Origin of the sequence: Cupriavidus sp. H18C1 (assembly GCF_049311595.1) — a bacterium.
GTDB lineage: Bacteria > Pseudomonadota > Gammaproteobacteria > Burkholderiales > Burkholderiaceae > Cupriavidus > Cupriavidus cauae.
Genome location: NZ_CP186008.1, coordinates 2,042,807 through 2,069,802, shown reverse-complemented (window position 1 = coordinate 2,069,802; position 26,996 = coordinate 2,042,807). Strand labels below are relative to the sequence as shown.

Here is a 26,996-nt window from a genome sequence, read left to right as displayed (position 1 = left end):
AGCCTTTTCCTTACCTCTACACGCTGCGACCCCCTACCCCGCGACTCGGGGGGCACCAGGAATCACCGCTGCTGTCGCAAGTACTCCGCCACCCGCTCCAGCAGCCGTCCCATATCCCGCTGCACCGTACCGAAATTGGCATTGCGCTCCCGAGTCCGCTCGTCCATATACAGCGGACGGCGGATCTCGATCTGCAGGCTGTGGCGGCGCTCCGCCGGCCGGCCGATCTGGGCGATCAGCTGCACGCCCTTGTACGGATCGTTGCGGGCCACGGTATAGCCCATGTCGCGCAGGCTCCGCTCGATCAGTCCGACGAACTCCGGATCGCAGGTGGTGCCGTCGCGGTCGCCCAGCACAAAGTCCGCCAGCGGATGCGGGCTGACCTTCTTCAGGCGCGCGTAAGCATTGTTCGGCATCGAGTGCAGGTTCAGATGCCAGACCGCGCCGAAGCGGCGATAGGTCGCGTCCACGGCTTCCGCCAGCGCCGCATGGTACGGCCGGTAGTAGTGCTCGATCCGATTGCGCACCTCGGCCACGCCAAGCTTGCGGGCGTAGATCGGCGTATTGGCGTCGATGTTGCGCCACACCAGGCCGAAGCCCAGCTGCGTCTTCTCGCCCGGGGCCAGCGGCTCGGGCCACGGCCCGTCCAGCAGCGCCGGGTCGAGATCGTCGGGCATCCGGTTCGGATCGATATAGACGCGCGGGAAGTTCGCCGCGATCAGCGTGCCGCCGACCGCCGGCACCGCCTCCCACAGCGCCTCGACATGGGTATCCTCGCCTTCGCGCAGCCGCGCCATCGGTACGGCCGCGCCGAAGTCGTCGGGATAGCGCGTGCCGCTGTGGGGCGAATCGCAGACCAGCGGCAGCGCTTCGCCCTCGGGCAGGCGGCGGACGATGGGTTCGAACGCCGCCGCCATCAGTTCAGCTCGATCTTGGCGGTCTTGGCCACGCGCGCATAGCGGGCCATCGCCTGTTCGATCTGCGCCTTGAACTGCTCGGGCGTGGTCGGCACCAGCGTGCCGCCGGATTCCTCGACCTTGCGCTTGAAGTCCGGGTTCTGCATCGCCTTGTGGATGGCGGCGTTCAGCTTGGCCACCACCGGTGCCGGCGTGCCGGCCGGCGCGACGATGCCGAACCAGCCGCCCTCGCCCATGTCCTTGAAGCCGAGCTCGGCGTAGGTCGGCACGTCCGGCAACTGCGCCGAGCGGCTCGCACCCAGCACGGCCAGCGCGCGCAGGCGGCCGCCCTTGACGTGCGGCAGCGTCGACGACAGGTTGTCGGTGATCGCGTTGACCTGCCCCGCCACCGCGTCGTTCAGCGCCAGGCCGGCGCCCTTGTAGGGCACATGCAGCAGATCGATACCGGACAGCATCATGAAGTTCTCGATATTCACGTGGCCCAGCGAGCCGGCGCCCGGCGAGGCGAAGCTGTACTTGCCGGGGTTGGCCTTGGCCAGCGCGATGAACTCCTTCATGGTCTTGGCCGGCACGCCCGGATGCACCGCGAACACGCTGGGGATCGCCACCACATTGGTGACCGGCACGAAGTCCTTGATGGGGTCGTAGCTCAGCTTCGGATAGACGGCGGGATTCGAGCCGTGCGTACTGACCGTGGCCATGCCGATCGTGTAGCCGTCCGGCGCCGAACGGGCGACTTCGCCCATGCCGAGCGAGCCGCCTGCCCCGCCCTTGTTCTCGACGACGATCGACTGGCCCAGCTCGCGGCCGGCGTACTCGGCGACCAGGCGCGCCGACAGATCGGTGGAGCCGCCGGCGGCGAACGGCACGATCAGGCGGATCGGGCGGCTGGGATAGTTGGCCGGCGCGGCGCTGGCCGCGGCGGGCAGCAGCACGGCGGCGGCGACGGCGGTGGTCACAGCAGACAGCACAAAGCGACGACGCGTGGTCACGGCTCGGTTCATGGCGATGTTCTCCTTGGAATTGCCTTGTCTTTTATGTGGCGGACGATGCCGATTCGGGGCCGATTCGAGGCTGATGGATGCCCGCGACGCGTCAAGTGTCGGCCAGTTTACCGAGCGTGCACAAACGACTATATTGCACGCTTCCATTACCTCAGTTCATTCTCACGGCGCCCCGCTTCGCCGTGAGCGGAGAAGGCCCGCATGCGCCTGCGATCGCCGTCGATGTCCGAGTTGCACGCCTTCGCCACCGCGGCGCGGCTGGGCAGCTTCACGCGCGCGGCGCAGGAGCTGTGCGTGACCCAGGGCGCGATCAGCCGGGCGATCGCCAGGCTGGAGGCGCATTTCGGCCAGCCGCTGGTCCAGCGCAACGCGCATCGGCTGGTGCTGACCGCCGCGGGCCGCGCCTTCCTCGAGGCGGTGGCCCAGCCGCTGGCCGCGATCGAATCGGCCAGCGCCGCGCTGCTGGCCGGCGACCGGCAACACCATCTGACGCTGTCGGCCCTGCCCACGCTGGCCAGCGTCTGGCTGGTGCCGCGCCTGCCGGATTTCCATCGGCGCCATCCCGATATCCGCCTCGACTTCGTGCCGTACCGGCGCGACGAGGATTTCTCCGGCCCCGTACCCGATGCGGCGCTGCTGGCGGGCACCGCCCACAGCTGGCCCAATCTGCAGGTGGACTACGTGATCGGCAGCGAGATGGTGCCGGTCTGCCATCCGGAGCGCGCACGGCTGCGGCGGGACGCCGGTCAATGGCGGACGCCGGCGGATTTGCTGCAGGAGTCCCTGCTCTTTCACACCGGCGCGCCCGCCAACTGGCAGCACTGGTTCGTTGCGGCGGGCGTACCCAACGCTGCGCCGACGCTGGCCACGGGGTTCGACCAGGTCTCGATCCTGGTGCAGGCGGTCAAGGCCGATATCGGCATCGCCGTGCTGCAGCGCTGCCTGGTACGCGACGAGATCGCCGCCGGCCGCGTGGTGGCGCCCTTCGATCTGCCGATCCGGCTGACGCGCGGCTATTTCCTGTGCGCGCCGCGGGAGCGGCGCGACCATCCGGCGCTGAACCGCTTCCGGCAATGGCTGCTGGAAACGGCGGCGCAGGACCCGGATGTGGTCCGCGTCAGGGGTAATGATTCACCGGATAGATGACAAGTAGTTGTCCAACGCAAGAAACATTAATCACGCTAATTTAACGTTGCCGACCATAAGAGCGACAAATGAAAACGGCGCACCGAAGCGCGCCGTTATTCTCTCATCGCATGGAAGGGGCAGACAAGACTGTCCGGCCACGCTTTCAAGCCAGCCTTCAAGCCGCCTTCTTCGCCAACCCCAGGTAGGTCTCGATGACGCGCGGATCGGCGGCCAGCTCGTCGGCCGGCCCGGCCATCGCGATCTCCCCCGTCTCGATCACATAGCCGTAGTCCGCCACCTGCAACGCGGCGCGCGCGTTCTGCTCGATCAGCAGCGTCGCCACGCCGGTGCGGCGCAGGTCGTTGATGATGTGGAAGATCTCCTTGACGATCAGCGGCGCGAGACCAAGGCTGGGCTCGTCCAGCATCAGCAGTTCGGGCTTGGCCATCAGCGCGCGGCCGACCGCCAGCATCTGGCGCTCGCCGCCGGACAGCGTGCCGGCATCCTGGCGCGCGCGCTCGCGCAGCCGGGGGAACAGCTCGTAGACCACGTCCATCTGGTCGAGGAAGTTCTTCTCGCCGGCGCGCTTGCGGCGGAAGGCGCCGAGCCGCAGGTTGTCCTCGACGCTCATCGAGCCGAACAGCTCGCGCTTCTCCGGCACCAGGCACATGCCGCGCGCGACCCGTCCCTCGACCGGAATGCCCGCCATGTCGTGGCCCAGGTAGGACACCATGCCGCTGGCCGAGCCGGTCGGCGGCAGCGCCCCCATGATCGCGTTCAGCATGGTGGACTTGCCCGCGCCATTGGGGCCGATCACCGTGACGATCTTGCCGGCCTCGACCGACAGGCTGGCCCCGTGCACCGCCTCGACCTTGCCGTAACGGACATGCAGGTCCTTCACTTCGAGAATCACGCTCACCGCTCGCTCCCTTATTCCACGCCGCCCAGATAGGCCTCGAGCACCGCGGGGTTCTTCTGCACTTCCTCGGGCACGCCCTCGGCGATCCGCGTGCCGAACTCCATCACCACCAGCCGGTCGGTCAGGTTCATCACGAAGTCCATGTCGTGCTCGACCAGCAGCACGCTCATGCCCTCGGCCTTGAGCTTGCGCAGCAAGTCGGCCAGCGCCTGCTTCTCCTTGTAGCGCAGGCCCGCGGCCGGCTCGTCGAGCAGCAACAGCGCGGGATCGCAGCACAGCGCGCGGGCGATCTCCAGAATGCGCTGCTGGCCCAGCGCCAGGCTGCCGGCTTCCATGTACATGCAGTCGGCCAGGCCCACGCGCTCGAGCTGGCGCTTCGCCTCGAACAGCAGCTTGGCCTCCTCGCCGCGGTTCATGCGCAGGATCGCCGCCGACACGCCGCCCTGCGGCCGGTAGTCGCCGCGCAGATGCGCGCCGATGGCGACGTTCTCGAGCACCGTCATCGTCGGCAGCAGATGCACGTGCTGGAAGGTCCGGCCGATGCCGCGCTTGACGATCTCGCGCGACGGCAGATTGGTGATGGCCTCGCCGCGATAGCGCACCTCGCCACGCGTCAGCGGCAGCACGCCCGTGACCAGATTGAAGGTGGTCGACTTGCCGGCGCCATTGGGCCCGATCAGCCCGACGATCTCGCCGGCGCGCACCTGGAAGCTGACGTCGTTGACCGCCACCAGTCCGCCGAACTCCTTGCGCGCGGCGCGCACGTCCAGGATCAGTTCGCCGGCCTGCGGTTTCTGCCGTACCGGCAGCGCGGCGGCCTGGTCGGGCGCGCGCACCGGCGGCCCGCTCGGCCATGCCTTGCGCAGGAAGGGCCAGAGCCCGTCGCGCGCATACTGCAGCAGCAGCACCAGCAGCACGCCGAACACGATGATCTCGAAGTTGCCGTTGGCGCCCAGCAGCTTGGGCAGCACGCCCTGCAGCATGTCCTTCAGGATGGTCAGGATCCCCCGCCCCCCAGCACCGCGCCCCAGACATGGCCGACACCGCCGACCACCGCCATGAACAGATACTCGATGCCGTAGTTCAGGCCGAACGGCGTCGGGTTCACCGCGCGCTGCAGATGCGCGTACAGGAAGCCCGAGATGCAGGCCAGCACCGCCGCGACGACGAACACCACCACCTTCATCCACGCGGTATTGACGCCCATCGCCTCGGCCATCACGCCGCCGCCCTTCAGCGCGCGGATCGCGCGGCCGGGACGCGAGTCGAGCAGGTTCTGCATCGCCACCACGGCGAGCAGCACCACCACCCAGATCAGATAGAACATCGAGCGGCCCGACTGCAGCTCGAAGCCCAGCAGCGACAGCACCGGGATGCCGTTCAGGCCATCGTACTTGCCGAGGAATTCCAGGTTGCCGAACAGGAAGAACAGCGACAGCCCCCCAGGCAATCGTCGCCAGCGGCAGGTAATGCCCCGACATCCGCATCGTGATCAGGCCGATCACATAGGCCGAGGCCATCGTGATCACCAGCCCGACCAGCAGGCCGAACCAGGGCGACAGCCCGTACTGCGTGGTCAGATAGGCGGTGCTGTAGGCGCCGAGGCCGACGAAGGCCGCCTGCCCGAACGAGGTCATGCCGCCGACGCCGGTCAGCAGCACCAGCCCGATCGCGACGATGCTGTACAGGCCGATGTAGTTGCCCAGCGTGATCCAGAACTCCGGTGTCGGCAGCACCGGCAGCAGCGCCAGGATCGCCGCGAACGCGATCAGCAGAAGCCGGTTGCGCAGGTTCGCGCTGCCGGAGACCGGCGCCGGGATCGGCTGCGTTGCGGCCGCCGCCGTGTCGGACGCCTGCTGCGTCCCGGTTGTGTGTGTGGCTTGCCGTTGCATCATTCCTCGTCTTCCACATGTTTGCTGGTCAGCGAGCGCCACAGCAGCACCGGAATGATCAGCGTGAACACGATGACCTCCTTGAACGCACTGGCCCAGAAGGACGAATAGGATTCGAGCAGCCCCACCAGCAGCGCGCCGGCGGCGGCCACCGGATAGCTGACCAGCCCGCCGACGATGGCGCCGACGAAGCCCTTCAGGCCGATCAGGAAGCCCGACTCGTAGTAGACCGTGGTCAGCGGCGCGATCAGGATGCCGCACAGCGCGCCCATCGCGGCGGCCAGCGTGAACGACAGCCGGCCCGCCTGCGTGGTGCCGATGCCGACCAGGCGCGCGCCCAGCCGGTTGACCGCGGTGGCGCGCAGCGCCTTGCCGGTCAGCGTGCGGTCGAAATAGAAATACAGGCCGGCGATCAAGAGCCCTGACACGCCGATCACCCACAGGCTCTGGCCCGACACCGACAGCGCGCCGACGTCGAAGCGCGCATCGGAGAACGCGGTGGTGCGCGAGCCCTCGGCGCCGAACATCACCAGCCCCAGGCCGACCAGCGCGAAGTGCACGCCGACCGAGACGATCAGCAGCACCAGCGTGCTAGCCTCGGCCAGCGGCTGGTAGGCGATGCGATACAGCATCGGGCCCATCGGCACCACGATCAGCAGCGTCAGCGCGATCTGCGCCAGCATCGGCAGCGGCTGCGCGCCAAAGGCCTGGGTCAGCCAGTGCACCGCGAACGGAAAGACCAGGTACTTGCCGGCCAGCACCGCCAGCCGGCGGACGGCGCTGCGGCGCAGTTCGGCGCTGCGCAGCACGGTGGCGCCCTCGTAGACGAAGGTCAGCACGCCCATCGCCACCAGCAGCCACGAGGTCTGCGGCGCATGGCCGGCCTGCATCACCGCCAGCGTCAGCGCGCCGTAGGCGACGAACTCCCCTTGCGGGATGAAGATGACGCGGGTCACCGAAAACACCAGCACCAGGGCCAGCGCCAACAGCGCGTAGATCGCGCCGGAGGTGATGCCGTCCTGTGCCAGGATGGCCGCAATCGAGAGGTCCATGATCTCCTCGGGGGTTGCCGCGATGCAGCGAATTACGAAATAGTAAAGGTCTTACGCTTCGAGGAAATCCGCGCGAACCCTAGCGCCCGGTTTCGCTTGACCGGTTTCGCTTGACCGGTTCCGCTTGACCGGTTTTGCCTCACCGGTTCTGCCTCACCGGTTCCCCTTCACCGTGGCCGCAAAACAAAAAAGGCGCATGGTGCGTCCATGCGCCCTGCCGCGCGGCGAAGCTGCCAGGCGTTCCTACTTCTGCAGCTTCCACTTGCCGTCGACGATCTGCACCATCACGCGCGAGCGCTGGTCCAGGCCCAGATGGTCGGTCGGGCTCATCGTCATGATGCCGTGCGAGACCGGCAGCTCCCTGGTCTGCTCCAGCGCATCGCGCAGCGCCTTGCGGAATTCCGGCGTGCCCGGCTGCGCCTTCTTCAGCGCGATCGGAATCGCGCGCTCGAGCAGCAGGCCGGCATCCCAGGCATGGCCGCCGAAGGTCGAGACCTGGCCGCCGAAGGCCTTCTCGTAGGCGGTCTTGTAGGTCATCGCCGGCTTCTTGACCGGATTGCTGTCGGGCAGCTGTTCGGCGACCAGCAGCGGGCCGGCCGGCAGCAGCGCGCCTTCGCAGTCCTTGCCGCAAACGCGCAGGAAGTCGGGGTTGGCGACGCCGTGGGTCTGGTAGATCTTGCCCTTGTAGCCGCGCTCCTTCAGCGCCTTGGCCGGCAACGCCGACGGCGTGCCCGAACCGGCGATCAGCACCGCGTCCGGATTGCTGGCCATGATCTTCAGCACCTGGCCAGTGACCGAGGTATCGGTACGGGCGAAGCGCTCGTTGGCGACGACCTTGATCTTGCGGATGTCCGCCACCTTGGCGAACTCCTGCGACCAGCTCTCGCCGTAGGCATCCGCGAAGCCGATGAAGGCCACCGTCTTCACGTTGTTGTTGCTCATGTGCTCGGAGATCGCGGTCGCCATGTGCGAGTCGTTCTGCGGGGTCTTGAAGACCCAGGCGCGCTTGGCGTCCATCGGTTCGATGATGCGCGCCGACGCCGCCATCGTGATCATCGGCGTGCCGCTCTCGGCGACCACATCGACCATCGCCAGCGAATTCGGCGTCACGGTCGAGCCGACCACGGCGTCGACCTTGTCCTCGCTGATCAGCTTGCGGGTGTTCTTGACGGCGGTGGTGCTGTCCGAGGCGTCGTCGAGCACGATGTATTCGACCTTCTTGCCGGCGATCTCCTTGGGCAGCAGCGTGAAGGTGTTCTTCTCCGGGATGCCCAGCGAAGCCGCCGGACCGGTCGCCGATACCGTGACCCCGATCTTGACCTGGGCCTGGGCAGCGCCGGCGCACAGACAGACGGCGGCGAAGGCCAGCATGCTGGCGCGCTTGAAATTCATCGTGTCTCCTTCTTCTCTCAAACCGGTCGGCATCGAGCCGGCTTGGGGCCGGTCCGCGCCTGGCTTGTTGTTCCGACGGATCCGCGATGCCTGGTCGCCGCGCTTCGCCGTCGTGCCCGATCCCGTCCGCGCGTGCCCTCATTTTTTTCGAAGGGTCGCGGCCGATCCTCCAGCGCAATCCATCCTGAAGACGGGCTTGCGAGGAGGCGGCCGGCGCCGGATTTGATTCGCCGACCGAGCGGTCGGGAATTCGCACCGAGTCTAACACAGCGCCCCTTGCCGCCAAGGCAGGATTAACCCGCATCGCCAGCATCGGCGCGCCTTTCGGCGCAGCGACCGGTGCGCCGGGACGTCGGCGAGGACCCGCGTGGGGACGTGCCCCAGGACCACGCGGCGACCTGCCTCGGGACGTCCGCGAGGAGCGCGCGGAGACCTGCGCGAAAACGTACCCGGCGGCTACGCGAAGGCCGTGCGCGCCCTCAGCCGACGAAGGCGTCCCAGGCGGTCTTCAGGATCAGCGCGCTGACCACCAGCAGGAACACCTTGCGCACGAAACGGCTGCCGTGCTTCAGCGCAAGCCGGCTGCCGAGCTGGCTGCCGATGACGTTGCCCACCGCCATCACCAGGCCGAGCTCCCACCAGACGTGCCCCTTGAAGCCGAGCAGCATCAGCGCCGCGACATTGGTGGCGAGGTTGACCAGCTTGGTCGAGGCCGCGGCGTGCAGGAAGTCGTAGCCGAACAGCCGCACGAACATGATCATCAGGAAGCTGCCGGTGCCGGGTCCGAAGATGCCGTCGTAGAAGCCGATCGCTGCGCCGCCCATCAGCGCGACCCAGCGCTCACGCGCGCCCGACAGCGTCGGCGCATGCTCGGCACCGAGGTCCTTCCTGGCGAGCGTATAGATCAGCAGGATCGCCAGCACGAACGGCAGCAGCTTGCGCAGCGGATCCGCGGGCACCAGGGTCAGCGTGTAGGCGCCGGCCATCGAGCAGAGGAAGGCGGCCACCACCGCGGGCCCGGTGGCGCCCCAGTAGATCCGCACGCGGCGCGCGTAGCGCACCGCGGCGTTGAAGGTGCCGGCCATCGAGGCGACCTTGGTGGTGCCGATCAGCGTCGCCGGCGCGTGGCTCGGGTAGGCGCTGAAGATTGCGGGAATCTGCACCAGGCCGCCGCCGCCGGCGACCGCATCGATCAGGCCGGCCAGGAAGGCGGCGGCAAACAGGAAGGCGAATTCCATTGGAACATCCGGGAAAGCGTCAGCGGGACAGGGGTAAAGAAACGAAAGCAGGAAGCGAAAGCGGGCGACGGCGTGGGGCGGACGCAGGCCGAGCAGGCGACGGCGTGGGACGGACTATCCGGGGCCGCCGCCAAACGCAGGAACGGGCAAGGACTCCGCGGTCGGATCAGGACAACTGCTTGACCGCCGGCGCCAGGTCGCGATGCCACAGGCCGCACGGCAGCCGGCTCAGGCCGTGATCCGACTTCCCGGGCTCGCGAGACTCCCCCGGCAGCGGGCAGGCCCGGTGCCCACAGCAGATGGCGCACGCCATGCGCCCGGCACCACTCGGCGAGCCAGTCACGGCAGGAAGCGAGGATTGCACCACTTTCGTGCGCGCCGGGCAAACACCAGGCTTCGGTCGCCATCGCCGCCAGGCCGCCCAGATCGAGGCGCGGCACCAGCTGGACCGGCAGGCAACCGACCAGCGCGGCGCCCTCCCACGCCAGCAGGCACAGGCCCAGTTCGGGCCGCTGCAGCAGCCGCTCGAGCATCGCGGCGCGGCCCCGCTGCAGCAGCACCGGCGCCGGCGCGCACGCCTGCAGCCAGTCCGCCAGCATCGGCTGGTCGGCCGGAAAAGCCTGTCGAATCAGATAGTTGGGAGTTGGCGCGGAGGCGCCGGGGGGCACCGGAGGAACCGGAGGAACCGGAGGAACCGGAAAGGATGGGATCGGACGGAGACGGCATGGCGGTCGCGGGCAAGGCGCGCATTGTCTCACGGAGAACGGCACAAATTAAAAGGGCGTTGCCGAGGATCACCCGTCAACGCCCTTTCCTTATTTAACGCTGCTTCCTCACGGAATGCTCATCGTGGGTGCGCGCCTGTCGTCTCCTCGCTTCCGCCTCCATTTAACCTGCGAAAACCGTGGCTCCAATGTAACGAAGCGGTGCGTATCCAACAAGCTAGAAAAAACCCTAGCCCTAAAAACGGGCATGTACCGCGGCGGCCACTCCCCGCCGCGGCCTCCGGCGCCGCTTCAGTGCGCTTCAGTGGCGGCCCCGGTTGAACAGCGCCTGCAGCTCGCCCATGATGCCACGGCGGAACAGCAGCACGCAGATCACGAAGATCACGCCGGTCACCATCGTCACCGACTCGCCCAGCGAGTTGAACCACTCGACGCCGGTGGCCGAGGCCAGGAAGCTGCCGATGTCGCCCAGCTTGTTCTCCAGCGCGACGATCACGAAGGCGCCGACGATCGGACCGGACAGCGTACCCAGGCCGCCGACCAGCGTCATCAGGATCACCGTGCCCGACATCGACCAGTGCACGTCGGTCAGCGTCTCGAAGCCCAGCACCAGCGCCTTGATCGCGCCGGCCAGCCCCGACAGCGCGGCCGACAGCACGAAGGCCATCAGCTTGAAGCGGTCGGTGTCATAGCCCAGCGAGATCGCGCGCGGCTCGTTCTCCTTGATCGCCTTCAGGATCTGCCCGAACGGCGAATGCACCGTACGCACGATCAGCGCGAAGGCCAGCACGATGATCGCCAGCGCGACGTAGTACAGCGTCAGGTCGTCCGACAGCGACAGCACGCCGAACAGCTTGCCGCGCGGAATGCCCTGCAGCCCGTCCTCGCCGCCGGTGAACGGCGCCTGCAGGCAGAAGAAGAACAGCATCTGCGCCAGCGCCAGCGTGATCATCGAGAAGTAGATGCCTTGCCGCCGGATCGCCAGCGCGCCGACCACGTAGCCGATCGCCGCTCCTGCCAGCGTGCCCAGCACCAGCCCCACCTCCGGCGTCACGCCCCACACCTTCATCGCGTGCCCGGCCACATAACCGGCGCCGCCGAAGAAGGCCGCGTGGCCGAACGACAGCAGGCCGGTGTAGCCGATCAGCAGATTGAACGCGCAGGCGAACAGCGCGAAGCACAGCACCTTCAGCACGAACACCGGATAGGCGCCGGCCATCGGTGCGGCGATCAGCGCGACCAGCAGCAGGCCGTAGAACACCAGCGGCACGGTACGCGGCACGCCGCTGCGCGCGGCGCCCGCTTCCGCTGGCGTGGAGGCCTGCGTCCCCTGGGGTCCCTGTGTGCGCGATGCGCTTTGTCCGTCCATCACTTCTCCCTCCCGAACAGCCCGGCCGGCCGCAGCAGCAAAACGATCACCATGATCAGGAACACCACGGTCGACGACGCTTCCGGATAGAACACCTTGGTCAGGCCCTCGATCACGCCGAGGCCAAGACCGGTGACGATCGAGCCCAGGATCGAACCCATGCCGCCGATCACCACCACCGCGAACACCACGATGATCAGGTTCTGCCCCATCAGCGGCGAGATCTGGATCACCGGCGCGGCCAGCACGCCGGCGAAGGCGGCCAGCGCGACGCCGAAGCCGTAGGTCAGCGTGACCATCAGCGGCACGTTGACGCCGAAGGCCTCGACCAGCTTCGGGTTCTCGGTGCCGGCGCGCAGATAGGCGCCGAGCTTGGTCTTCTCGATCATGTACCAGGTCGCCAGGCACACCGCCAGCGAGGCCACCACCACCCAGGCGCGGTAGTTCGGCAGGATCATGAAGCCGAGGTCGGTCGCGCCCGCCAGCAGCTCCGGCGTCGAATACGGCAGGCCCGACACGCCGTAGATCGAGCGGAACACGCCCTCGATCACCAGCGTGATGCCCAGCGTCAGCAGCAGGCCGTAGATATGGTCGAGCTTGTAGATCCAGCGCAGCATGGTCTTCTCGATGACCACGCCGATCACGCCGACCACCACCGGAGCGAGCAGCAGCATCACCCAGTAGTTGAGCCCGGCGTACTCCATGCCCATCCAGGCCAGCACCGCGCCAAGCATGAAGAGCGCGCCGTGCGCGAAATTGATGACGTTGAGCAGGCCGAAGATCACCGCCAGGCCAAGGCTCAACATCGCATAGAAAGCCCCGTTGACCAGCCCGAGCAACAGCTGGGACAACATGGCGGGCAAGGGAATACCGAAGATGTCCATCGCAGGCGTCAGCTATGCGGCGCCGCGGGCCCGTTCCGCGCCGGCCCGCCATCCATCGAGGAAGGCATGGGCCGGCCGCAGCGAACGCGCACGCGGCGCCGGTCGTTCATCGGGCCGCGGCGATGCGCGAGGCGCGCACCGCCGGGCCACCGTCGTTTACTTCTTCAGCAGCGCGCACTTCGACTCGGCGGGCGTCGTGAAGGCCTGGTCGCCCGGGATCGTCGCCACGACCTTCAGGTAGTCCCAGGGCTTCTTCGACTCTGCCGGGGTCTTGACCTGCATCAGGTACATGTCATGAATGGCGCGGCCGTCGGCGCGGATATAGCCCTTGGTGTAGAAGTCGTCGATCTTGGCCTTCTTCAGCTCGGCCATCACCTTGTCCGGATCGTCGGTCTTGGCCGCCTCGACCGCCTTCAGGTAGGTACGCACCGCGGAGTAGTCGGCGGCCTGCAGGCTGCTCGGCATCTTCTTGTTCTTGGCGAAGAAGCGGTTGGCGAACTTGCGGGTCTCGTCGTTCATGTCCCAGTACCAGCTGTCGGTCATCAGCAGGCCTTCGGTGTTCTTCAGACCGAGGCTGTGCACATCGTTGATGAACATCAGCAGGCCGGCGATCTTCATGTTCTTGGTGATGCCGAATTCCTTGGCCGCCTTGATCGAGTTGATCGTGTCGCCGCCGGCGTTGGCCAGGCCCAGGATCTGCGCCTTCGACGACTGCGCCTGCAGCAGGAACGACGAGAAGTCGGACGCCGACAGCGGATGGCGCACCGAGCCGACCACCGTGCCGCCATTGGCCTTGACCACCGCCGAGGTGTCGTTCTCCAGCGAATGGCCGAAGGCGTAGTCCGCGGTCAGGAAGAACCACGACTTGCCGCCCTGCTTGACCACCGCGCTGCCGGTGCCCTTGGCCAGCGCCACCGTGTCGTAGGCGTAGTGCACCGTGTACGGCGAGCACTCCTCGTTGGTCAGGCGGGCCGTGCCGGCGCCGATGTTGATGTAGACCTTCTTCTTTTCCTGCGCGACCTTGTTCATCGCCAGCGCGGTACCGGAGTTGGTGCCGCCCAGCAGCATGTCCAGGCCCTGCTGGTCCATCCATTCGCGCGCCTTCGAGGCGGCGATGTCGGCCTTGTTCTGGTGGTCGGCCGACAGCAACTCGATCGGCTTGCCGAGCACCTTGCCGCCGGCGTCCTCGATCGCCATCTTGACCGCCTCGACGCCCGACTTGCCGTCGATGTCCGCGTACAAGCTGGACATGTCGGTGATGAAGCCGATCTTGACCGAGTCACCCGATACCTGCGCGGAGGCCGCTCCGGCCGCCATGCCCGTCACCAAGGCCGCCATCGCGGCTGCGAGCCGTTTGATCTTCATTGCTTGTCTCCTGTGTTTCGGCGGCCTCGCGCCGCCCGTTCCTGCCACCGTACGTTCGACCGTACCTTCGACCATGCCTGCGACCCCGAAGGATCAGACCCCAAGCAGTTCGTGCAACACCGGCATCTTCTGTTCGAGCTCGCCGGCGCCGAAGCGCTCGACGATGGTGCCGTGCTCCATCACATAGAAGCGGTCCGCCAGCGGCGCGGCGAAGCGGAAGTTCTGCTCCACCATCACCACCGTGTACCCCTTCTGCTTCAGCATCCGGATCATGCGGGCCAGCGCCTGCACGATCACCGGTGCCAATCCTTCCGAAATCTCGTCGAGCAGCAGCAGGTTCGCGCCGGTGCGCAGGATGCGCCCGACCGCCAGCATCTGCTGCTCGCCGCCCGACAGGCGCGTGCCCTGGCTCTGCCGGCGTTCGGCCAGATTCGGGAACATCTCGTAGATGTCGGCCTCGCTCATGCCCTGCTGCGCGCCGGCGCCCTTGAGCTGCGGCGGCAGCAGCAGGTTCTCCTCGCAGGACAGGCTGGCGAAGATGCCGCGTTCCTCGGGGCAGTAGCCGATGCCGTAGTGCGCGATCTTGTGCGTGGGCAGATGGATCGTCTCGTGGCCGTTGATCTTGATCGAGCCCTTGCGCGTGCCGGTCAGGCCCATGATCGCGCGCAGCGTGGTGGTGCGGCCGGCGCCGTTGCGGCCCAGCAGCGTGACCACCTCGCCGCGGTTCACGGTCAGGTCGACCCCGTGCAGGATGTGCGATTCGCCGTACCAGGCCTGCAGGCCGCGGATCTCGAGGGCGGGCGTGTTGTCAGTCGTCATGTCGTCGCTCCGCATTGCTCTCAGTGCGCGCCCTGCAGCTCGGCCTCGGCCGTGCCCATATAGGCTTCCATCACGCGCGGGTCCTTCGAGACCTGCTCGTACGGCCCTTCGGCGAGGATCGCGCCCCGCTGCAGCACGGTGATGGTGTCCGCGATCGACGACACCACGTTCATGTTGTGTTCGACCATCAGGATGGTGCGGCCCGCCGAGACCTTCTTGATCAGCTGCGTGACGCGGTCGACGTCCTCGTGACCCATGCCCTGGGTCGGCTCGTCGAGCAGCATCAGCTCGGGCTCCATCGCCAGCGTGGTGGCGATCTCCAGCGCGCGCTTGCGGCCGTACGGCAGGTTGACGGTCACGGTGTCGGCGAACTCGGTCAGGCCGACCTGCTCGAGCAGCGCCATCGCCTCGTCGTCGAGCACCGACAGCGTGCGTTCGCTGCGCCAGAAGTGGAAGGCGGTGCCGAGCTTGCGCTGCAGCCCGATGCGCACGTTCTCGCGCACGGTCAGGTGCGGAAACACCGCCGAGATCTGGAACGAGCGAATCACGCCGCGGCGCGCGATCTGCGCGGGCTTCTCGCCGGTGATGTCGATGCCGTTGAACAGAATGGTGCCGGTGGTCGGCACCAGGAACTTCGTCAGCAGATTGAAGCAGGTGGTCTTGCCCGCTCCGTTCGGGCCGATCAGCGCATGGATGGACCCGCGCCTGACCCGCAGATTGACGTCGCTGACCGCGGTAAACCCCTTGAACTCCTTGGTGAGGTTGCGCGTCTCCAGGATGGTTTCCTGCTGGTTCATGTCTCCTGCCCGTCCTCGTTCGGCGCGACGCCGGCTTCTGGCCTGTCGTGCCCGGATTCGACCCGCGACCCCGGCCGGCGCTGCGCGAATATCAGCGCGGGCGGGGATCGCCTTGTCTGCAATGTCTTATTGGTGTGTGTGGCAGCGCGCTGGGTGGCAGCGGCGGCACGGTCGGATGCAAGCGCCGATGCATGCGCAGATGTGAGCGCGGCATCACGACTGTCCGGCGTCTATTGTGGGCACCTGTTGCGTCGCAAAACATCCGGGTTTGCACTGAGCCTGAAACATGAACCAGCTGTCATGTTTGTCAGGCAGCGCGGAGGCGGTGTTTGGCAAGGCCAAGGGAAAGCTGCGGGCGAACTGCCGACAAGCCGCGGGCAGGCGCGCCGGGAGCGGTGCGGCGCCGCACGCGGGCGGCGCCGACCGTGGGGCCGCGTCCGTGCCTTCAGCCGCGCGCGCCGCTGCGCCAGTCCTCGCGGATCATGTCGCTGGCGCGCTCGGCGATCATGATGGTCGGCGAATTGGTATTGCCCGAGGTGATCAGCGGCATCACCGAGGCATCGACCACGCGCAGGCCCTGCACGCCGATCACGCGCAGGCGCTGGTCGACCACCGCCTGCGGATCATCGGCCTTGCCCATGCGGCAGGTGCCGACCGGATGGAAGATCGTGGTGCCGATATCGCCGGCCGCGCGCGCCAGCGATTCGTCGTCCTCGACATGCGGACCCGGCAGCCATTCCTGCGGACGGTACGGCGCCAGCGCGGGCGCGGCGACGATGCGGCGGGTCAGCCGAAGCGAGTCCGCCGCGACCTTGCGGTCCTCGTCGGTCGACAGGTAGTTGGGCGCGATCACCGGCGCCTGGCGGAAGTCCGGGCTGTCGATGTGGACGCTGCCGCGCGAGGTCGGCCGCAGATTGCAGACGCTGGCCGTGAACGCGTTGAAGGTGTGCAGCGGCTCGCCGAACTTGTCGAGCGACAGCGGTTGCACGTGGTACTCGACATTGGGCCGCGCCTGGTCCGGATCCGAGCGCGCGAACGCGCCGAGCTGCGACGGCGCCATGCTCATCGGCCCGCTCTGGTTCCACGCGTACTGCAGCCCGATGCCAAGCTTGCCCCACCAGTTGCCGACTCGCGTATTGAGCGTGCGCACGCCCTCGACCTTGACGATCATGCGCAGCTGCAGATGGTCCTGCAGGTTCTCCCCGACGCCCGGCAGCGCCTGCCGCACCGGGATGCCCATCGCCTGCAGCCGCTCGGGCTGGCCGATGCCGGAGAGCTCCAGCAGCTGCGGCGTGTTGACCGCGCCCGCGGCGAGGATCACCTCGCGCCGCGCCGCCACCGTATGCGGCTGGCCGCCGCCGACGTAATGCAGGCCGCTGCAGCGGCGTCCGTCGAAAGTCAGCTCGCTGACCTGCGCGCCGGTGACGATGGTCAGGTTCGGCCGTTCGGACGCGCGCCGCAGGAAGGCCTTCGAGGTGTTCCAGCGAATGCCGCGGCGCTGGTTGACCTCGAAGTAGCCGACGCCGAAGTTGTCGCCGCGGTTGAAGTCGTCGGTGCGCGGAATGCCGGTCTGCTCGGCCGCGTCGATGAAGCGCTCGAGGATGTCCCAGCGCAGGCGCTGCGGCTCGACGCGCCATTCGCCGCCGGCGCCGTGAAACTCGTTGGCGCCGCGGTGATGGTCCTCGCTGCGCTTGAACAGCGGCAGCACGTTGTCCCAGCGCCAGCCGTCGTCGCCGGTGATGCGCGCCCACTCGTCGTAGTCCTCGCGCTGCCCGCGCATGTAGATCATGCCGTTGATCGACGAGCACCCGCCCAGCACGCGGCCGCGCGGATAGATCAGCGAGCGGCCGTTCAGTCCCGGCTCGGCGACCGTGCGGTACATCCAGTCGGTGCGCGGATTGCCGATGCAGTACAGATAGCCCACCGGAATATGGATCCAGTGGTAGTCGTCCTTGCCGCCCGCCTCGAGCAGCAGCACGCTGACGTCGGCGTCCTGCGTCAGCCGGTTGGCCAGCACGCAGCCCGCGGTGCCGCCGCCGACGATGATGTAGTCGTAGGTCTCCATGCTCTTCTTCTGGGTTGGGTAGTCGATCGGGGTGCGGCCGTCCGCCGCGGGTGGACGGCACGCCTGAGGCGTCAGGGATTATGCGTCGTGCGTTTGGCGTTGCGTCGATATCGGCGATCGCGCCAGCATACGCGTCGGCGTGCGCCTCAGCGCTCCGTGTCCGTCACCGGCTGCAGATGGCGGCGCAGCCAGTCGCTCAGCGCGTCCAGCACCTCGGCCCGCAGCGCCGCCTGCTCGTTGAAGATCTCGTGGTAGGCGTGCTCGAACCAGATGCATTCGTGCAGGTCGGCCGGCGCATTGTCGCAGAAGCGCCGGCTGCCCGCCGGATCGACGACGCGATCGGCGCCCGCCACCAGCAGCAGCGTGGGCGCCTCGAGCAGCGGCGCATCGGCCTGCGCGCGCTCGATGCCGAGCAGCATGCTCTGCAGGATGCCGGCCGTCAGCGTGCGCTGCACCAGCGGATCGCTGCGATAGCTGGCGATTTCGGCGGGATCGTGGCTGAGGTCGGTCGGACGGATCGGACTCGGTATGCGCAGGTTCGGCGCCAGCGTCAGCAGCATCCGCTGCAGCGTCAGCATCGCGCCGCTCACACGCAGCGCCAGCGCCGGCGAGGACAGCACCAGCGCGCGCACCGGCCGCACGCGCGAGGTCGCCAGCCGCGCCGCGACCAGTCCGCCCATGCTGTGCCCGAGCACGATCGGCAGTTCGGGCCAGCGCCGCACCACGCCGTCGTAGATCTCCACCAGATCGTCGAGGAAGACATCGGGCCGCTCGGCCACCATGCGCGCGCCGCCGCTGGCGCCGTGGCCGCGCTGGTCGTAGGCCACCACCCGCAGGCCCAGCGCGCACAGCCGCGCGGCCACATGGGCATAGCGCCCGCAGTGCTCGGCCACCCCGTGCACCAGCAGCAGCGTGCCCGACGGTTCGGGCCACAGCTGCGGGTCGGGCAGCCAGGTACGCAGCAGCAGCTCGGTGCCGTCGCGCATGCGCTGGCGGCTGTCGGCCGGCGCGATGGCGGCGCTCTGGGATGCTTCCATGCGATCGCTCTCCTCGTCGGCGCGCGGCGCGGCCGCACGCCGGTCAGCGTTCAAGAGTGGCAGGCGTGGCGCGCATTGCCGTCGGACGCATTGCCATCGTCGGCATTGCCGTCGCGCGAACTGCCGTGACGCCTATCCCCCGCTGACGGCGCGCTCCCGGGCTCGGCGAAGTCGGCGAGGATCGGGCAATCCGGCCGCTCGTCGCCGCTGCACGCCTCGGCCAGCGCGCGCAGCGTGTCGCGCATGGCCGCCAGTTCCGCGATGCGCGTTTCCAGCTCGGCGACGTGGCGCAGCGTCAGTGCCTTGACGTCTGCACTGGCGCGCCCGCGGTCCTGCCACAGCAGCAGCAGGTTGCGGATCTCGTCCAGCGAGAACCCGAGATTACGGGCGCGCCGTACGAAGCGCAAGGTATGCAGCGCGCGCTCGTCGTAGCGCCGATAGCCCCCTTCGCTGCGCGGCGGTTCGGGCAGCAGCCCGATCGATTCGTAGTGCCGGATCATCTTGGCGGACACGCCCGAGGCGGCCGCCGCTTCGCCGATATTCATCGCCTTGCTTCCTCCAGGTTTCAGCGCTGCACGGCCCCGTCGCGCGGTGCCGGCCGCCAGCGCCGCAGCAGCAGCGCGTTGCCGACCACGCTGACGCTCGAGAACGCCATCGCCGCGCCGGCCACCACCGGGCTGAGCAGACCGGCCGCCGCCAGCGGGATGCCGATCACGTTGTAGACGAAGGCCCAGAACAGGTTCTGCCGGATCTTGCGCACGGTCCGGTGCGACATCGCCAGCGCGTCGGCGACCAGGCCCGGGTCGCCGCGCATCAGCGTGATGCCGGCCGCGTGCATCGCCACGTCGGTGCCGGTGGACATCGCGATGCCGACGTCGGCCGCGGCCAGCGCCGGCGCATCGTTGACGCCGTCGCCGACCATCGCGACCACCGCACCGCCGCGCTTGAGCGCGGCCACGCGCGCCGCCTTGTCTTCGGGCAACACCTCGGCCTGCACGTCGTCGATGCCGAGCGCCTCGGCGACCTGCGCCGCGGCGCCGTGGCTGTCGCCCGACAGCATCACGGTGCGCACGCCGGCCGCATGCAGGCGCGCCACCGCTTCGCGCGCGCCCGGCTTGATCGCATCGCCGAACGCGACCAGTCCTTCGACGCGGCGCGTATCGATCGCGATCAGCCACGACACCGTGCGTCCGGCCAGGCGCAGCGCCTCGGCCTCGCGCTGCAGTTCGGAGTCCTCGTCCAGCGACGCGCCCAGCTCCTTGCGCAGCCGCTCGCTGCCGAGCGCCCAGGCGACGCCGTCGATGCGCCCGCTGATGCCGCGGCCCGGCAGCGCGCGCAGTTCGCTCGCGACCGGCACCGCCAGCGCACGTTGCTCGGCGGCGTGCAGCACCGCCCGGGCCAGCGGATGTTCGCTGCCGGCCTGCAGCGCGGCCAGCCGCGACAGCAGCAGCGACGATGCGTCGTCGCGCGGCTCCGCGCTGCCTGCCGCTCCCTCCGCGGACAGCAGCGCCACCACCTCGGGCTGCCCGACGGTCAGCGTGCCGGTCTTGTCGAACGCGACCACGTTGACGCGATGCGCGGTCTCCAGCGCCTCGGCGTCCTTGACCAGGATGCCGGCCTGGGCGCCAGCGCCGGTGCCGGCGATGATCGCGGTCGGCGTGGCCAGGCCCAGCGCGCACGGGCAGGCGATCACCAGCACCGCCACCGCGTTGAGCAGCGCCGACTGCCAGTCGCCCAGCGCCAGCCCCCCAGCCCAGCAGCGTCACCAGCGCGATCGCCAGCACCACCGGCACGAACACCGCGCTGACGCGATCGACCAGCCGCTGGATCGGCGCCTTGGCCGCCTGCGCGTGTTCGACCATGCGGATGATGCGCGCCAGCACCGTTTCCGCGCCGACCGCGGCGGTGCGCAGCACCAGCCGGCCCTCGCCGTTGATGGCGCCGCCGGTCACGCGGTCGTCGACATGCTTGGGCACCGGCAGGCTCTCGCCGGTCAGCATCGATTCGTCGGCATGGCTGTCGCCGTCGATCACCACGCCGTCGACCGGAATGCGCTCGCCCGGCAGCACCACCACCTCGTCGCCGACCCGTACCTGCGCCAGCGGCACCGTGGTGTCGACGCCGTCGCGGCGCACCCGCGCGGTATCGGGCCGCAGCGCGGCCAGCGCGCGGATCGCGTCCGCGGTCTGCCGCTTGGCCCGGACCTCCAGCCATTTGCCGAGCCGCACCAGCGTGATCACCACCGCCGCGCTCTCGAAATACAGGTGCGGATGGCCCTCGCCATGGGCGGCGGCGCCGCGCCAGATCAGCCACAGCGACAGGCCGTAAGCGGCCGAAGTGCCGAGCGCGACCAGCAGATCCATATTGCCGGTGCCGGCGCGCAGCGCCTTCCAGCCGGCGCGATAGAAGCGCCAGCCGAACACGAACTGCACCGGCGTGGCCAGCAGCCATTGCCACAGCGCCGGCACGTTCCACGCGATGCCGAACCAGCCGAGCACCATCGGCGCGACCAGCGGCAGCGACAGCGCGGCGGGGATCGCCACGGACCAGGGTCCGGACCAGAAGTCGGCGGTGCGCGCGGGCGTGCCCTTCCCGGCCACCGCACCATCGGCCATCCCCTCGGCCACCGGTTCGGCGGCGTAGCCCGCGCGGGACACGGCCTCGGTCAGCGCTGGCAGCATGTCGGCCGGGCTGCCGCCGACCAGCGTCACCAGGGCGCGCTCGGTGGCCAGATTGACCTGGGCGTCGACCACGCCCGGCACCGCACGCAGCGCCCGCTCGACGCGGCCGACGCAGGAGGCGCAGGTCATCTCGCGCACGGTCAGTTCCAGCTCGGTGCGCGGCACCGCGTAGCCGGCGGCGGCGACGGCGTCGGCCGCAGCGGGCAGCACCGCGGCGCTGTCGGCCTGCACGGTGGCCTCCTCGGTGGCGAGGTTGACGGCGACCGAACGCACGCCGGGCACCTTGGCCAGCGCGTTCTCGACCCGGCGCACGCAGGAGGCGCAGGTCATCCCTTCGATCGGCAGGCGCCACTCGGGCGCGGCGGGCGTGGCATTCGTACCGGCCGGGGCCGGAGACAGCGGAATGGAAGACGTGGACATGGCGGTTGGCATCCTCGTTGACATAGCCTGTCACTGGATGCTGGACCTTACCATGCTAGGAAGGTCAAGGCCGATGCGCCAGTTTTTGGGGCCGCAAGGCGGGGCTTGCGGTTGACATGATGGGAAGGTTCACAATGGCGCCGTCGTCCCGGAAACCATCCGGTCATTCCCCCCGCCCGGTCCTGCAGGCGCGGGAACGACGGAGATCCGGGCCCATTTCACCGATACCCAGGAGTTCAACGATGATGCAGTTTCAAGTGGAAGGCATGTCCTGCAATCACTGCGTGGGCGCGATCACGCGCGCGGTGAAGCAGGTCGATCCCGACGCCCGCGTGTCGGCCGATATCGCGGCGCAGGCGGTCAGCGTGGAATCGGACGCCGATGCGCAGGAGGTGCGCGAGGCCATCGAATTGGCGGGCTATCCGGTCAAGGGCTGACGGGAAGGGACCGCGTCCGCGCTCCAGGCAGACGCGGACGCGGCCCGTCGGCGACGCTCAGAAGCGGTAGCCGACGTTCAGGAAGGTCACGATCGGATTGATCTTGATCTTGGTGTGCGACACCACGGTTGCGCCGCCGAGTGCGGTATTGCGCGTGACCAGGGTCGCGGTGGTGTCCAGCGGCAGGTAGGACACCGACAGGCCGACATGCCAGCGCTCGTTGATCTTGTAGTTGGCGCCGATGTTGAAGACCGGATTCCACGACGACTTGGCGCTGGCGGTCATGGTGGCGTTCGGGCCGAACTCCCGGCGCACGAACTGCTGGTTGGTAATCGTCTCGTCGCTGAACCAGGTGTAGTTCAGGCCCAGGCCGACGTAGGGGCGCAGGCGGGCGGCCGGTTCCAGGAAGTGGTACTTGACCAGCACCGCCGGGCTCCACTGGCGCACCGTGCCGAGCTTGCCGTACTTGCCGTAGCCCTTGTCTCCCTCGACGTCGTGCTTGGGCGGCACGCCCAGCACGAACTCGGCCGAGATGTTGTCGGTGATGAAATGGTCGATCGACAGGCCAACCGTGTTGGCCGCCTTGATATCGGCGCCGGTGTTGGGACGCTGCGTTCCCACCGGGCGGCCGCCGACGCTGTCGATGGTCATCGGATCGGCCGAGCTGTTCGGCATCACGCGGAACCAGCCCGTGCTGACGACGGTGCTGCCGGCCGACTGTGCCTGGGCGGCGCCGCCCACTACCATGGCCGCGACAGCCACCAGGATTTTTTTCTTGTGCGACATCCTCTCTCCTTCGTGGTTTTCAACTGCAAGGGCAGCATTATCCCGCTGCGGATGCCGCCATCGTTTCAATCTAGATACATTTTGTAGAGGGGCGCCACTAAATTGAGGGTTTACCGCAATCAGCGGTACCCGAAGGGCCACCGCGGCGGGGAGAGAGGCGTCAGAAGTGTCTCAGGAATGTGACACCGGGTCGTGTCCCGATGCCTTCCGCGGCGTCATGCGTTGGCGGCTCGCACCGCCAGGGCGCACGCGGCCAGATCCCACAACGCATAGCCCACGCTCTTGAACACCAGCGGACTGCCGGTGCGCGCGCGGATCGCATCCGCGGCCAGGATCGCCGTCTCGAACGGCTGCACCGCATCCCAGTCGATGCCGGCCTGCAGCAGGTCGCCGGCCTCGTCCTCGATGCCAAACAGCGTATCGGCCAGCAGGCGCCCCGCCTTCTCGGCGCCGCGGCACAGCGCCGGCGGCAGCTCGCACATGTCCGGCCGGAACGCGCCGACCGCGGCAATGAAGTGGTCGTCGCGCCAGCAGCCGGCATCCAGATCCGGCAGCACCGGCGTGCGGCTCGACGTCACGGTGACCACCATCGACACGCGCGCGAGCACCGCCTCGACCTCGCCGACGGCTTCCAGCACCTCGGCTTCCAGCCCCAGGCCGCGCGCGTGCGCCGCAAGCGCATGGGCCTTGTCCGCCGTGCGCGAATGCAGCCAGACCCGCCGCAGTGGCAATCCCGCCGCGAAGGCCTCGAGGTGCGTGGTGGCCTGCACGCCGGCGCCGACGATCAGCAGCTCGCCGTCGGGCCGCGCGGCAAAGCGTTGCGCCGCCAGCAGCGACACCGCCGCGGTGCGGCGCCCGGTCACGGTCGGCCCGTCGAGCAGCGCCAGCCGCACGCCGGTATGCGCGTCGGCCACCACCACTTCGCCGAGGATATTGGGCAGCCCGCGCGCGGGGTTGCCGGGATGGACCGTGATGTTCTTGGTCATCACGAGGTCGGCATTGCGCGCCGGCATCACCAGCAGCGTCCCCTCGCCCTCCGGACTGGCGGCGGTCACGTCGCCGACCGGCAGCGCCAGCCGGGGCGGGGCCATCGCGGTGCCGGCGCGCAGCTCGCCGAGCATGTCGGCAATGGCGACGGCCAGTTCGGGATACGGCAGCCGCGCCGCGGTCTGGGCGGCATCGAGCAGCATCGGCGAGGCGGTCGGTGAGGCGATCTGCGAGGCGGTCGGCGAGGCAATCGGTTCGGTAGGCACGGATCGAGGCTCCTGAAAATATTGGAATGCCGAGAATGGCGACGGTCGACGAGGCGACGCGTTACCGGTGCGGCAGGCTGGCGGCGGGCGGCGCGAGCGGCGGCGACTGGCGACTGGCGACTGGCGACTGGCGACTGGCGACCGGCGACCGGCGACCGGCGACCGGCTACCGACGAGCGACGAGCGGCGGACGGCGGCGGCACAAGCGGCAAGCGGCAAGCGGCAAGCGGCAAGCGGCAAGCGGCAAGCGGCAAGCGGCAAGCGGCAAGCGGCAAGCGGCAAGCGGCAAGCAACGATTATCCGCGCTCGGCCGTGGCACCCTGCCGCGCCGCCGCCCTGCCCTGCGCTGACGGCGCACGCGCGCCCGCCTCCCGTACGGTCGCGCCGCGCACCTCGATGTGGATCGTATCGAGCACCGTGCCGGCGGCATCGACCAGTTCGAGCCGATGCCGTCCCGGCCACGGCAACCACGCCAGCTTGCCGCCGCGGCCGAGCCGCTTGCCGTCGAGCCGCCAGGCCACCGCCCGCGCGGTGCGGCCGGCGACATCCTCGGCGTGCAGCCAGACGCGCTGCGCCTGCGGCGGAATATCGGGATCGAGGGCGAAGACGGTGCCGTCGGCCGGGCTGGCGATCGCCGCGCCGCGGCCGGGGTCTGTCGCTGTGCGCACTGCGCGGGGCGCTGCATGGGGCACTGCATTCCGCGCTGCATTCGGCGCTACATTTGACGCTACATTCGGCACCGCACTCGCCACCGCACTGCGCGCCGCCGGCGCGCCCTCGTGATGGCTGCCGACCGCGACCACCGGCACGGCGGTGCCGGCCAGGAACACCTCCTCGCGCGCAGGCTCGGGTACGCCCTCGAACCGCACCGGCACGCGTTCGACGCCGGCGGGCAGCGCGGGCGGCCGGCTGGCGCGATCGCGATGCAGGAAGGCCATCACCTCGTGCCAGACCGGCGCCGCGCCGGAGACGCCCGACACATCGCGCATCGCCGCGCCGCTGGCGTTGCCGACCCAGACCCCGACCGTGTAGTGCTGCGACCAGCCGATGCACCAGTTGTCGCGCATGTCCTTGCTGGTGCCGGTCTTGACCGCGGTCCAGAAGCGCGTGGTCAGCGGACTGTCGAGGCCGAAGGTCCGCGCGCGCGCATGCCGGTCGGACAGCACGTCGCCGATCACATGGGTCGCGGCCGCCGACATCACGGCCACCGGCCGGGGCGCCGGCTCGGCCAGCCGCATCCGCACCGGCGCCTGCCGGCCCTGGTTGGCCAGCGTCCGGTAGGCATTGGTCAGCGTCAGCAGCGACACGTCGGCGCTGCCCAGCGCCAGGCTGTAGCCGTAGTAGTCGCCGGCCTCGGTCAGCGGCAGCCCGAGCGCGACCAGGCGCCGATGGAAGCGGTGCGGGGTCACCATCACCAGCGTGCGCACCGCCGGCACATTGAGCGAACCGGCCAGCGCCGCGCGCATGCTGACCCAGCCGCCATAGCGGCCGTCGTAGTTGCGGGGAATGTAGAGGCCGCCGCCGGTCGGCAGGTTGACCGGCCGGTCGTCCAGCAGCGAGGCGGCGGTCAGGCGCCGCTCCTCCAGCGCCTGCGCATACAGGAAGGGCTTGAGCGTCGAGCCGGCCTGGCGCAGCGCGGCCGCATGATCGACCTGCGCGGCCCCCGACAGCGCGCCCGACGAGCCCACATAGGCCAGCACGTCGCCGCTGGCGTTGTCGAGCACCACCACCGCGCCGTCCTCGACGTGCCGTCCGGCGAGCTCGCGCAGATGCCGCTGCAGGCTGGCCATCGCCAGCCGCTGCACGCCGGCGTCCAGCGTCGAGTCGATCGCGGCCGGCGGCGTCCATGCCGCGTCTCTCACGCCCTGGCCGCCTTGGCCGCCCCGCACGCCCTGCGCGCCCTGAACTTCCGGCACGCCCTGCGCGACCCGTTCGACCAGCAGGCGGCCCAGGTGCGGCGCCAGTTGCGCGCGGCCCGGCCCGGTGCCCGGCATGGCGGCGCGTGCCAGCGCCAGTTGCGTGAAGCCGTCCAGCCCGCTGCAGCCCGCGGGCTGCCCCATCTCGCGCAGGATCTGGCAGGCCCGCTGCGTGACCCGCGCCGGCGCGGCATTGGGCGCGCGCACCAGCGCCACGGCCAGCGCCGCCTCGCGTGCGTCGAGTCCGCTCGGCAGCTTGCCGAACAGCGCGTGCGACAGCGCCGTCAGGCCGACCAGTTCGCCGCGCAGCGGCACCAGGTTCAGATAGGCCTCGAGGATCTGGCTCTTGCTCCAGCCGTGTTCGAGCCGCGCCGCGCGCCAGGCCTGGCTCATCTTCTGCGCCGCGCTGCGTCCGCCCGCGCCGCGGCGCAGGTCGTCGTCGAGCAGCGCCGCCAGCTGCATCGTCAGCGTCGAGGCGCCGCGCGTGCGCGTGTTCCACAGGTTGGCCCAGGCCGCCCCGGCCACGCCCTGCCAGTCGACGCCGCTGTGCTGGTAGAAGCGCCGGTCCTCCGACAGCACGATGGCGGTGCGCACCGCTGGCGAGATCTCGTCGAGCGACACCCATTGCCCGCGCCGCGCGCTGAAATCGGTCCGCACCGTGGCGACCGGTTCGCCATGGCGGTCGCGCACGATCACGTCGGCGCTGCGGTAGCGCTCGCGCACCTGCTCGAAGCCGGGCAGCGCCTCGGCGGACGCCGGCGCGGACGGTACCGCGAACGACGCCGCGAACAAGACCGCGAACAGCAGCACGAACCGCATCCGGAACCACAGAAAACACGGCATCGCGCACGGCAGTGCCGCGGCCCTGGCCGCGCGCAGCACGCCGAGCGGTCCGGTCCG

At 69.2% G+C, this 26,996-nt stretch carries 20 protein-coding genes and 2 pseudogenes; 3 read left to right on the top strand and 19 right to left on the bottom strand.

Annotated features, from left to right (window positions below):
* Positions 1 to 62: 62 nt before the first annotated feature.
* Together OJJOAM_RS09575 and OJJOAM_RS09570 are read right to left on the bottom strand one after the other, a co-directional pair.
* Positions 63 to 917, bottom strand: a complete 855-nt coding sequence (locus tag OJJOAM_RS09575) for an N-formylglutamate amidohydrolase (protein WP_422647823.1) — start codon at positions 915 to 917, stop codon at positions 63 to 65.
* On the bottom strand, positions 917 to 1,921 hold the full coding sequence (locus OJJOAM_RS09570) for a tripartite tricarboxylate transporter substrate binding protein BugE (protein WP_422647822.1): 1,005 nt from the start codon (positions 1,919 to 1,921) through the stop codon (positions 917 to 919). Before OJJOAM_RS09570 ends, OJJOAM_RS09575 begins: the two co-directional genes overlap by 1 nt.
* Positions 1,922 to 2,122: 201 nt before the next feature.
* Here OJJOAM_RS09570 and OJJOAM_RS09565 point away from each other — a divergent pair, with 201 nt between their 5' ends.
* Positions 2,123 to 3,067, top strand: coding sequence for a LysR substrate-binding domain-containing protein (locus tag OJJOAM_RS09565; RefSeq protein ID WP_422647821.1), 945 nt, complete (start codon positions 2,123 to 2,125; stop codon positions 3,065 to 3,067).
* 157 nt (positions 3,068 to 3,224) lie between these two features.
* Here OJJOAM_RS09565 and OJJOAM_RS09560 read toward each other — a convergent pair whose 3' ends face one another.
* The 14 genes and pseudogenes from OJJOAM_RS09560 to OJJOAM_RS09495 all read right to left on the bottom strand — a co-directional run bounded on the left by OJJOAM_RS09560 (position 3,225) and on the right by OJJOAM_RS09495 (position 21,704).
* Positions 3,225 to 3,968 carry an ABC transporter ATP-binding protein gene (locus OJJOAM_RS09560; RefSeq protein WP_149317469.1) on the bottom strand — a complete coding sequence of 248 codons (744 nt, stop codon included), beginning with the start codon at positions 3,966 to 3,968 and terminating at the stop codon, positions 3,225 to 3,227.
* A gap of 11 nt (positions 3,969 to 3,979) precedes the next feature.
* Positions 3,980 to 5,860: pseudogene (locus OJJOAM_RS09555) on the bottom strand (ABC transporter permease subunit).
* Positions 5,860 to 6,912, bottom strand: coding sequence for a branched-chain amino acid ABC transporter permease (locus OJJOAM_RS09550; RefSeq protein ID WP_422647820.1), 1,053 nt, complete (start codon positions 6,910 to 6,912; stop codon positions 5,860 to 5,862). The pseudogene OJJOAM_RS09555 and the gene OJJOAM_RS09550 overlap by 1 nt, the downstream one beginning before the upstream one ends.
* Before the next feature lie 243 nt (positions 6,913 to 7,155).
* Positions 7,156 to 8,304: an ABC transporter substrate-binding protein gene (locus tag OJJOAM_RS09545; RefSeq protein ID WP_422647819.1), complete on the bottom strand. Its 1,149-nt coding sequence runs from the start codon at positions 8,302 to 8,304 to the stop codon at positions 7,156 to 7,158.
* 479 nt (positions 8,305 to 8,783) lie between these two features.
* Positions 8,784 to 9,542 carry a TSUP family transporter gene (locus OJJOAM_RS09540; RefSeq protein WP_422647818.1) on the bottom strand — a complete coding sequence of 253 codons (759 nt, stop codon included), beginning with the start codon at positions 9,540 to 9,542 and terminating at the stop codon, positions 8,784 to 8,786.
* Between the two features lie 1,026 nt (positions 9,543 to 10,568).
* On the bottom strand, positions 10,569 to 11,486 hold the full coding sequence (locus tag OJJOAM_RS09535) for a branched-chain amino acid ABC transporter permease (RefSeq protein ID WP_422649555.1): 918 nt from the start codon (positions 11,484 to 11,486) through the stop codon (positions 10,569 to 10,571).
* Positions 11,487 to 11,635: 149 nt separating this feature from the next.
* The gene (locus OJJOAM_RS09530; RefSeq protein WP_149317466.1) at positions 11,636 to 12,520 is read right to left on the bottom strand and encodes a branched-chain amino acid ABC transporter permease; all 885 of its coding nucleotides are present in this window, start codon (positions 12,518 to 12,520) and stop codon (positions 11,636 to 11,638) included.
* Between the two features lie 156 nt (positions 12,521 to 12,676).
* A complete protein-coding gene (locus tag OJJOAM_RS09525; protein WP_422647817.1) occupies positions 12,677 to 13,885 on the bottom strand; it encodes an ABC transporter substrate-binding protein in 1,209 nt (402 codons plus the stop codon).
* 93 nt (positions 13,886 to 13,978) lie between these two features.
* The gene (locus OJJOAM_RS09520; RefSeq protein ID WP_422647816.1) at positions 13,979 to 14,704 is read right to left on the bottom strand and encodes an ABC transporter ATP-binding protein; all 726 of its coding nucleotides are present in this window, start codon (positions 14,702 to 14,704) and stop codon (positions 13,979 to 13,981) included.
* Positions 14,705 to 14,724: 20 nt separating this feature from the next.
* A complete protein-coding gene (locus OJJOAM_RS09515; protein WP_422647815.1) occupies positions 14,725 to 15,501 on the bottom strand; it encodes an ABC transporter ATP-binding protein in 777 nt (258 codons plus the stop codon).
* 445 nt (positions 15,502 to 15,946) lie between these two features.
* On the bottom strand, positions 15,947 to 17,566 hold the full coding sequence (locus tag OJJOAM_RS09510) for a GMC family oxidoreductase (RefSeq protein ID WP_422647814.1): 1,620 nt from the start codon (positions 17,564 to 17,566) through the stop codon (positions 15,947 to 15,949).
* A 146-nt stretch (positions 17,567 to 17,712) separates the two neighbouring features.
* On the bottom strand, positions 17,713 to 18,603 hold the full coding sequence (locus tag OJJOAM_RS09505) for an alpha/beta hydrolase (protein WP_422647813.1): 891 nt from the start codon (positions 18,601 to 18,603) through the stop codon (positions 17,713 to 17,715).
* Between the two features lie 50 nt (positions 18,604 to 18,653).
* Positions 18,654 to 19,148: a Cu(I)-responsive transcriptional regulator gene (cueR, locus tag OJJOAM_RS09500; RefSeq protein ID WP_149317460.1), complete on the bottom strand. Its 495-nt coding sequence runs from the start codon at positions 19,146 to 19,148 to the stop codon at positions 18,654 to 18,656.
* Between the two features lie 20 nt (positions 19,149 to 19,168).
* Positions 19,169 to 21,704 (bottom strand): annotated as a pseudogene (locus tag OJJOAM_RS09495) (heavy metal translocating P-type ATPase).
* A 242-nt stretch (positions 21,705 to 21,946) separates the two neighbouring features.
* Between OJJOAM_RS09495 and OJJOAM_RS09490 the strand changes: the two are divergent.
* Positions 21,947 to 22,141 (top strand): heavy-metal-associated domain-containing protein, encoded by a 195-nt coding sequence (locus OJJOAM_RS09490; protein ID WP_422647812.1) that lies wholly within the window; start codon positions 21,947 to 21,949, stop codon positions 22,139 to 22,141.
* A gap of 57 nt (positions 22,142 to 22,198) precedes the next feature.
* Here OJJOAM_RS09490 and OJJOAM_RS09485 read toward each other — a convergent pair whose 3' ends face one another.
* Positions 22,199 to 22,927, bottom strand: a complete 729-nt coding sequence (locus OJJOAM_RS09485; RefSeq protein ID WP_422647811.1) for an OmpW/AlkL family protein — start codon at positions 22,925 to 22,927, stop codon at positions 22,199 to 22,201.
* 215 nt (positions 22,928 to 23,142) lie between these two features.
* Positions 23,143 to 24,117: a delta(1)-pyrroline-2-carboxylate reductase family protein gene (locus OJJOAM_RS09480; protein WP_422649554.1), complete on the bottom strand. Its 975-nt coding sequence runs from the start codon at positions 24,115 to 24,117 to the stop codon at positions 23,143 to 23,145.
* A gap of 98 nt (positions 24,118 to 24,215) precedes the next feature.
* Between OJJOAM_RS09480 and OJJOAM_RS09475 the strand changes: the two genes are divergently transcribed.
* Complete coding sequence (locus OJJOAM_RS09475) at positions 24,216 to 24,530, top strand: hypothetical protein (protein WP_422647810.1); 315 nt, start codon at positions 24,216 to 24,218, stop codon at positions 24,528 to 24,530.
* Here the strand turns inward: OJJOAM_RS09475 and pbpC are convergent.
* Positions 24,477 to 26,915 carry a penicillin-binding protein 1C gene (gene pbpC / locus OJJOAM_RS09470; RefSeq protein ID WP_422649553.1) on the bottom strand — a complete coding sequence of 813 codons (2,439 nt, stop codon included), beginning with the start codon at positions 26,913 to 26,915 and terminating at the stop codon, positions 24,477 to 24,479. The genes OJJOAM_RS09475 and pbpC overlap by 54 nt on opposite strands.
* Positions 26,916 to 26,996: the final 81 nt, after the last annotated feature.

Excerpts from the sequence above, each read along its gene's own strand:
- OJJOAM_RS09565 (WP_422647821.1), top strand. The coding sequence starts at position 2,123 with ATGCGCCTGCGATCGCCGTCGATGTCCGAGTTGCACGCCTTCGCCACC.
- pbpC (WP_422649553.1), bottom strand. The coding sequence starts at position 26,915 with ATGCGGTTCGTGCTGCTGTTCGCGGTCTTGTTCGCGGCGTCGTTCGCG.
- OJJOAM_RS09530 (WP_149317466.1), bottom strand. The coding sequence starts at position 12,520 with ATGGACATCTTCGGTATTCCCTTGCCCGCCATGTTGTCCCAGCTGTTG.
- OJJOAM_RS09475 (WP_422647810.1), top strand. The coding sequence starts at position 24,216 with ATGGCGACGGTCGACGAGGCGACGCGTTACCGGTGCGGCAGGCTGGCG.
- OJJOAM_RS09485 (WP_422647811.1), bottom strand. The coding sequence starts at position 22,927 with ATGTCGCACAAGAAAAAAATCCTGGTGGCTGTCGCGGCCATGGTAGTG.
- OJJOAM_RS09550 (WP_422647820.1), bottom strand. The coding sequence starts at position 6,912 with ATGGACCTCTCGATTGCGGCCATCCTGGCACAGGACGGCATCACCTCC.
- OJJOAM_RS09480 (WP_422649554.1), bottom strand. The coding sequence starts at position 24,117 with ATGCTGCTCGATGCCGCCCAGACCGCGGCGCGGCTGCCGTATCCCGAA.
- OJJOAM_RS09545 (WP_422647819.1), bottom strand. The coding sequence starts at position 8,304 with ATGAATTTCAAGCGCGCCAGCATGCTGGCCTTCGCCGCCGTCTGTCTG.
- OJJOAM_RS09490 (WP_422647812.1), top strand. The coding sequence starts at position 21,947 with ATGATGCAGTTTCAAGTGGAAGGCATGTCCTGCAATCACTGCGTGGGC.
- OJJOAM_RS09525 (WP_422647817.1), bottom strand. The coding sequence starts at position 13,885 with ATGAAGATCAAACGGCTCGCAGCCGCGATGGCGGCCTTGGTGACGGGC.
- OJJOAM_RS09510 (WP_422647814.1), bottom strand. The coding sequence starts at position 17,566 with ATGGAGACCTACGACTACATCATCGTCGGCGGCGGCACCGCGGGCTGC.
- OJJOAM_RS09520 (WP_422647816.1), bottom strand. The coding sequence starts at position 14,704 with ATGACGACTGACAACACGCCCGCCCTCGAGATCCGCGGCCTGCAGGCC.
- OJJOAM_RS09575 (WP_422647823.1), bottom strand. The coding sequence starts at position 917 with ATGGCGGCGGCGTTCGAACCCATCGTCCGCCGCCTGCCCGAGGGCGAA.
- OJJOAM_RS09515 (WP_422647815.1), bottom strand. The coding sequence starts at position 15,501 with ATGAACCAGCAGGAAACCATCCTGGAGACGCGCAACCTCACCAAGGAG.
- cueR (WP_149317460.1), bottom strand. The coding sequence starts at position 19,148 with ATGAATATCGGCGAAGCGGCGGCCGCCTCGGGCGTGTCCGCCAAGATG.
- OJJOAM_RS09570 (WP_422647822.1), bottom strand. The coding sequence starts at position 1,921 with ATGAACCGAGCCGTGACCACGCGTCGTCGCTTTGTGCTGTCTGCTGTG.
- OJJOAM_RS09540 (WP_422647818.1), bottom strand. The coding sequence starts at position 9,542 with ATGGAATTCGCCTTCCTGTTTGCCGCCGCCTTCCTGGCCGGCCTGATC.
- OJJOAM_RS09535 (WP_422649555.1), bottom strand. The coding sequence starts at position 11,486 with ATGGCCGGCGCCTATCCGGTGTTCGTGCTGAAGGTGCTGTGCTTCGCG.
- OJJOAM_RS09505 (WP_422647813.1), bottom strand. The coding sequence starts at position 18,603 with ATGGAAGCATCCCAGAGCGCCGCCATCGCGCCGGCCGACAGCCGCCAG.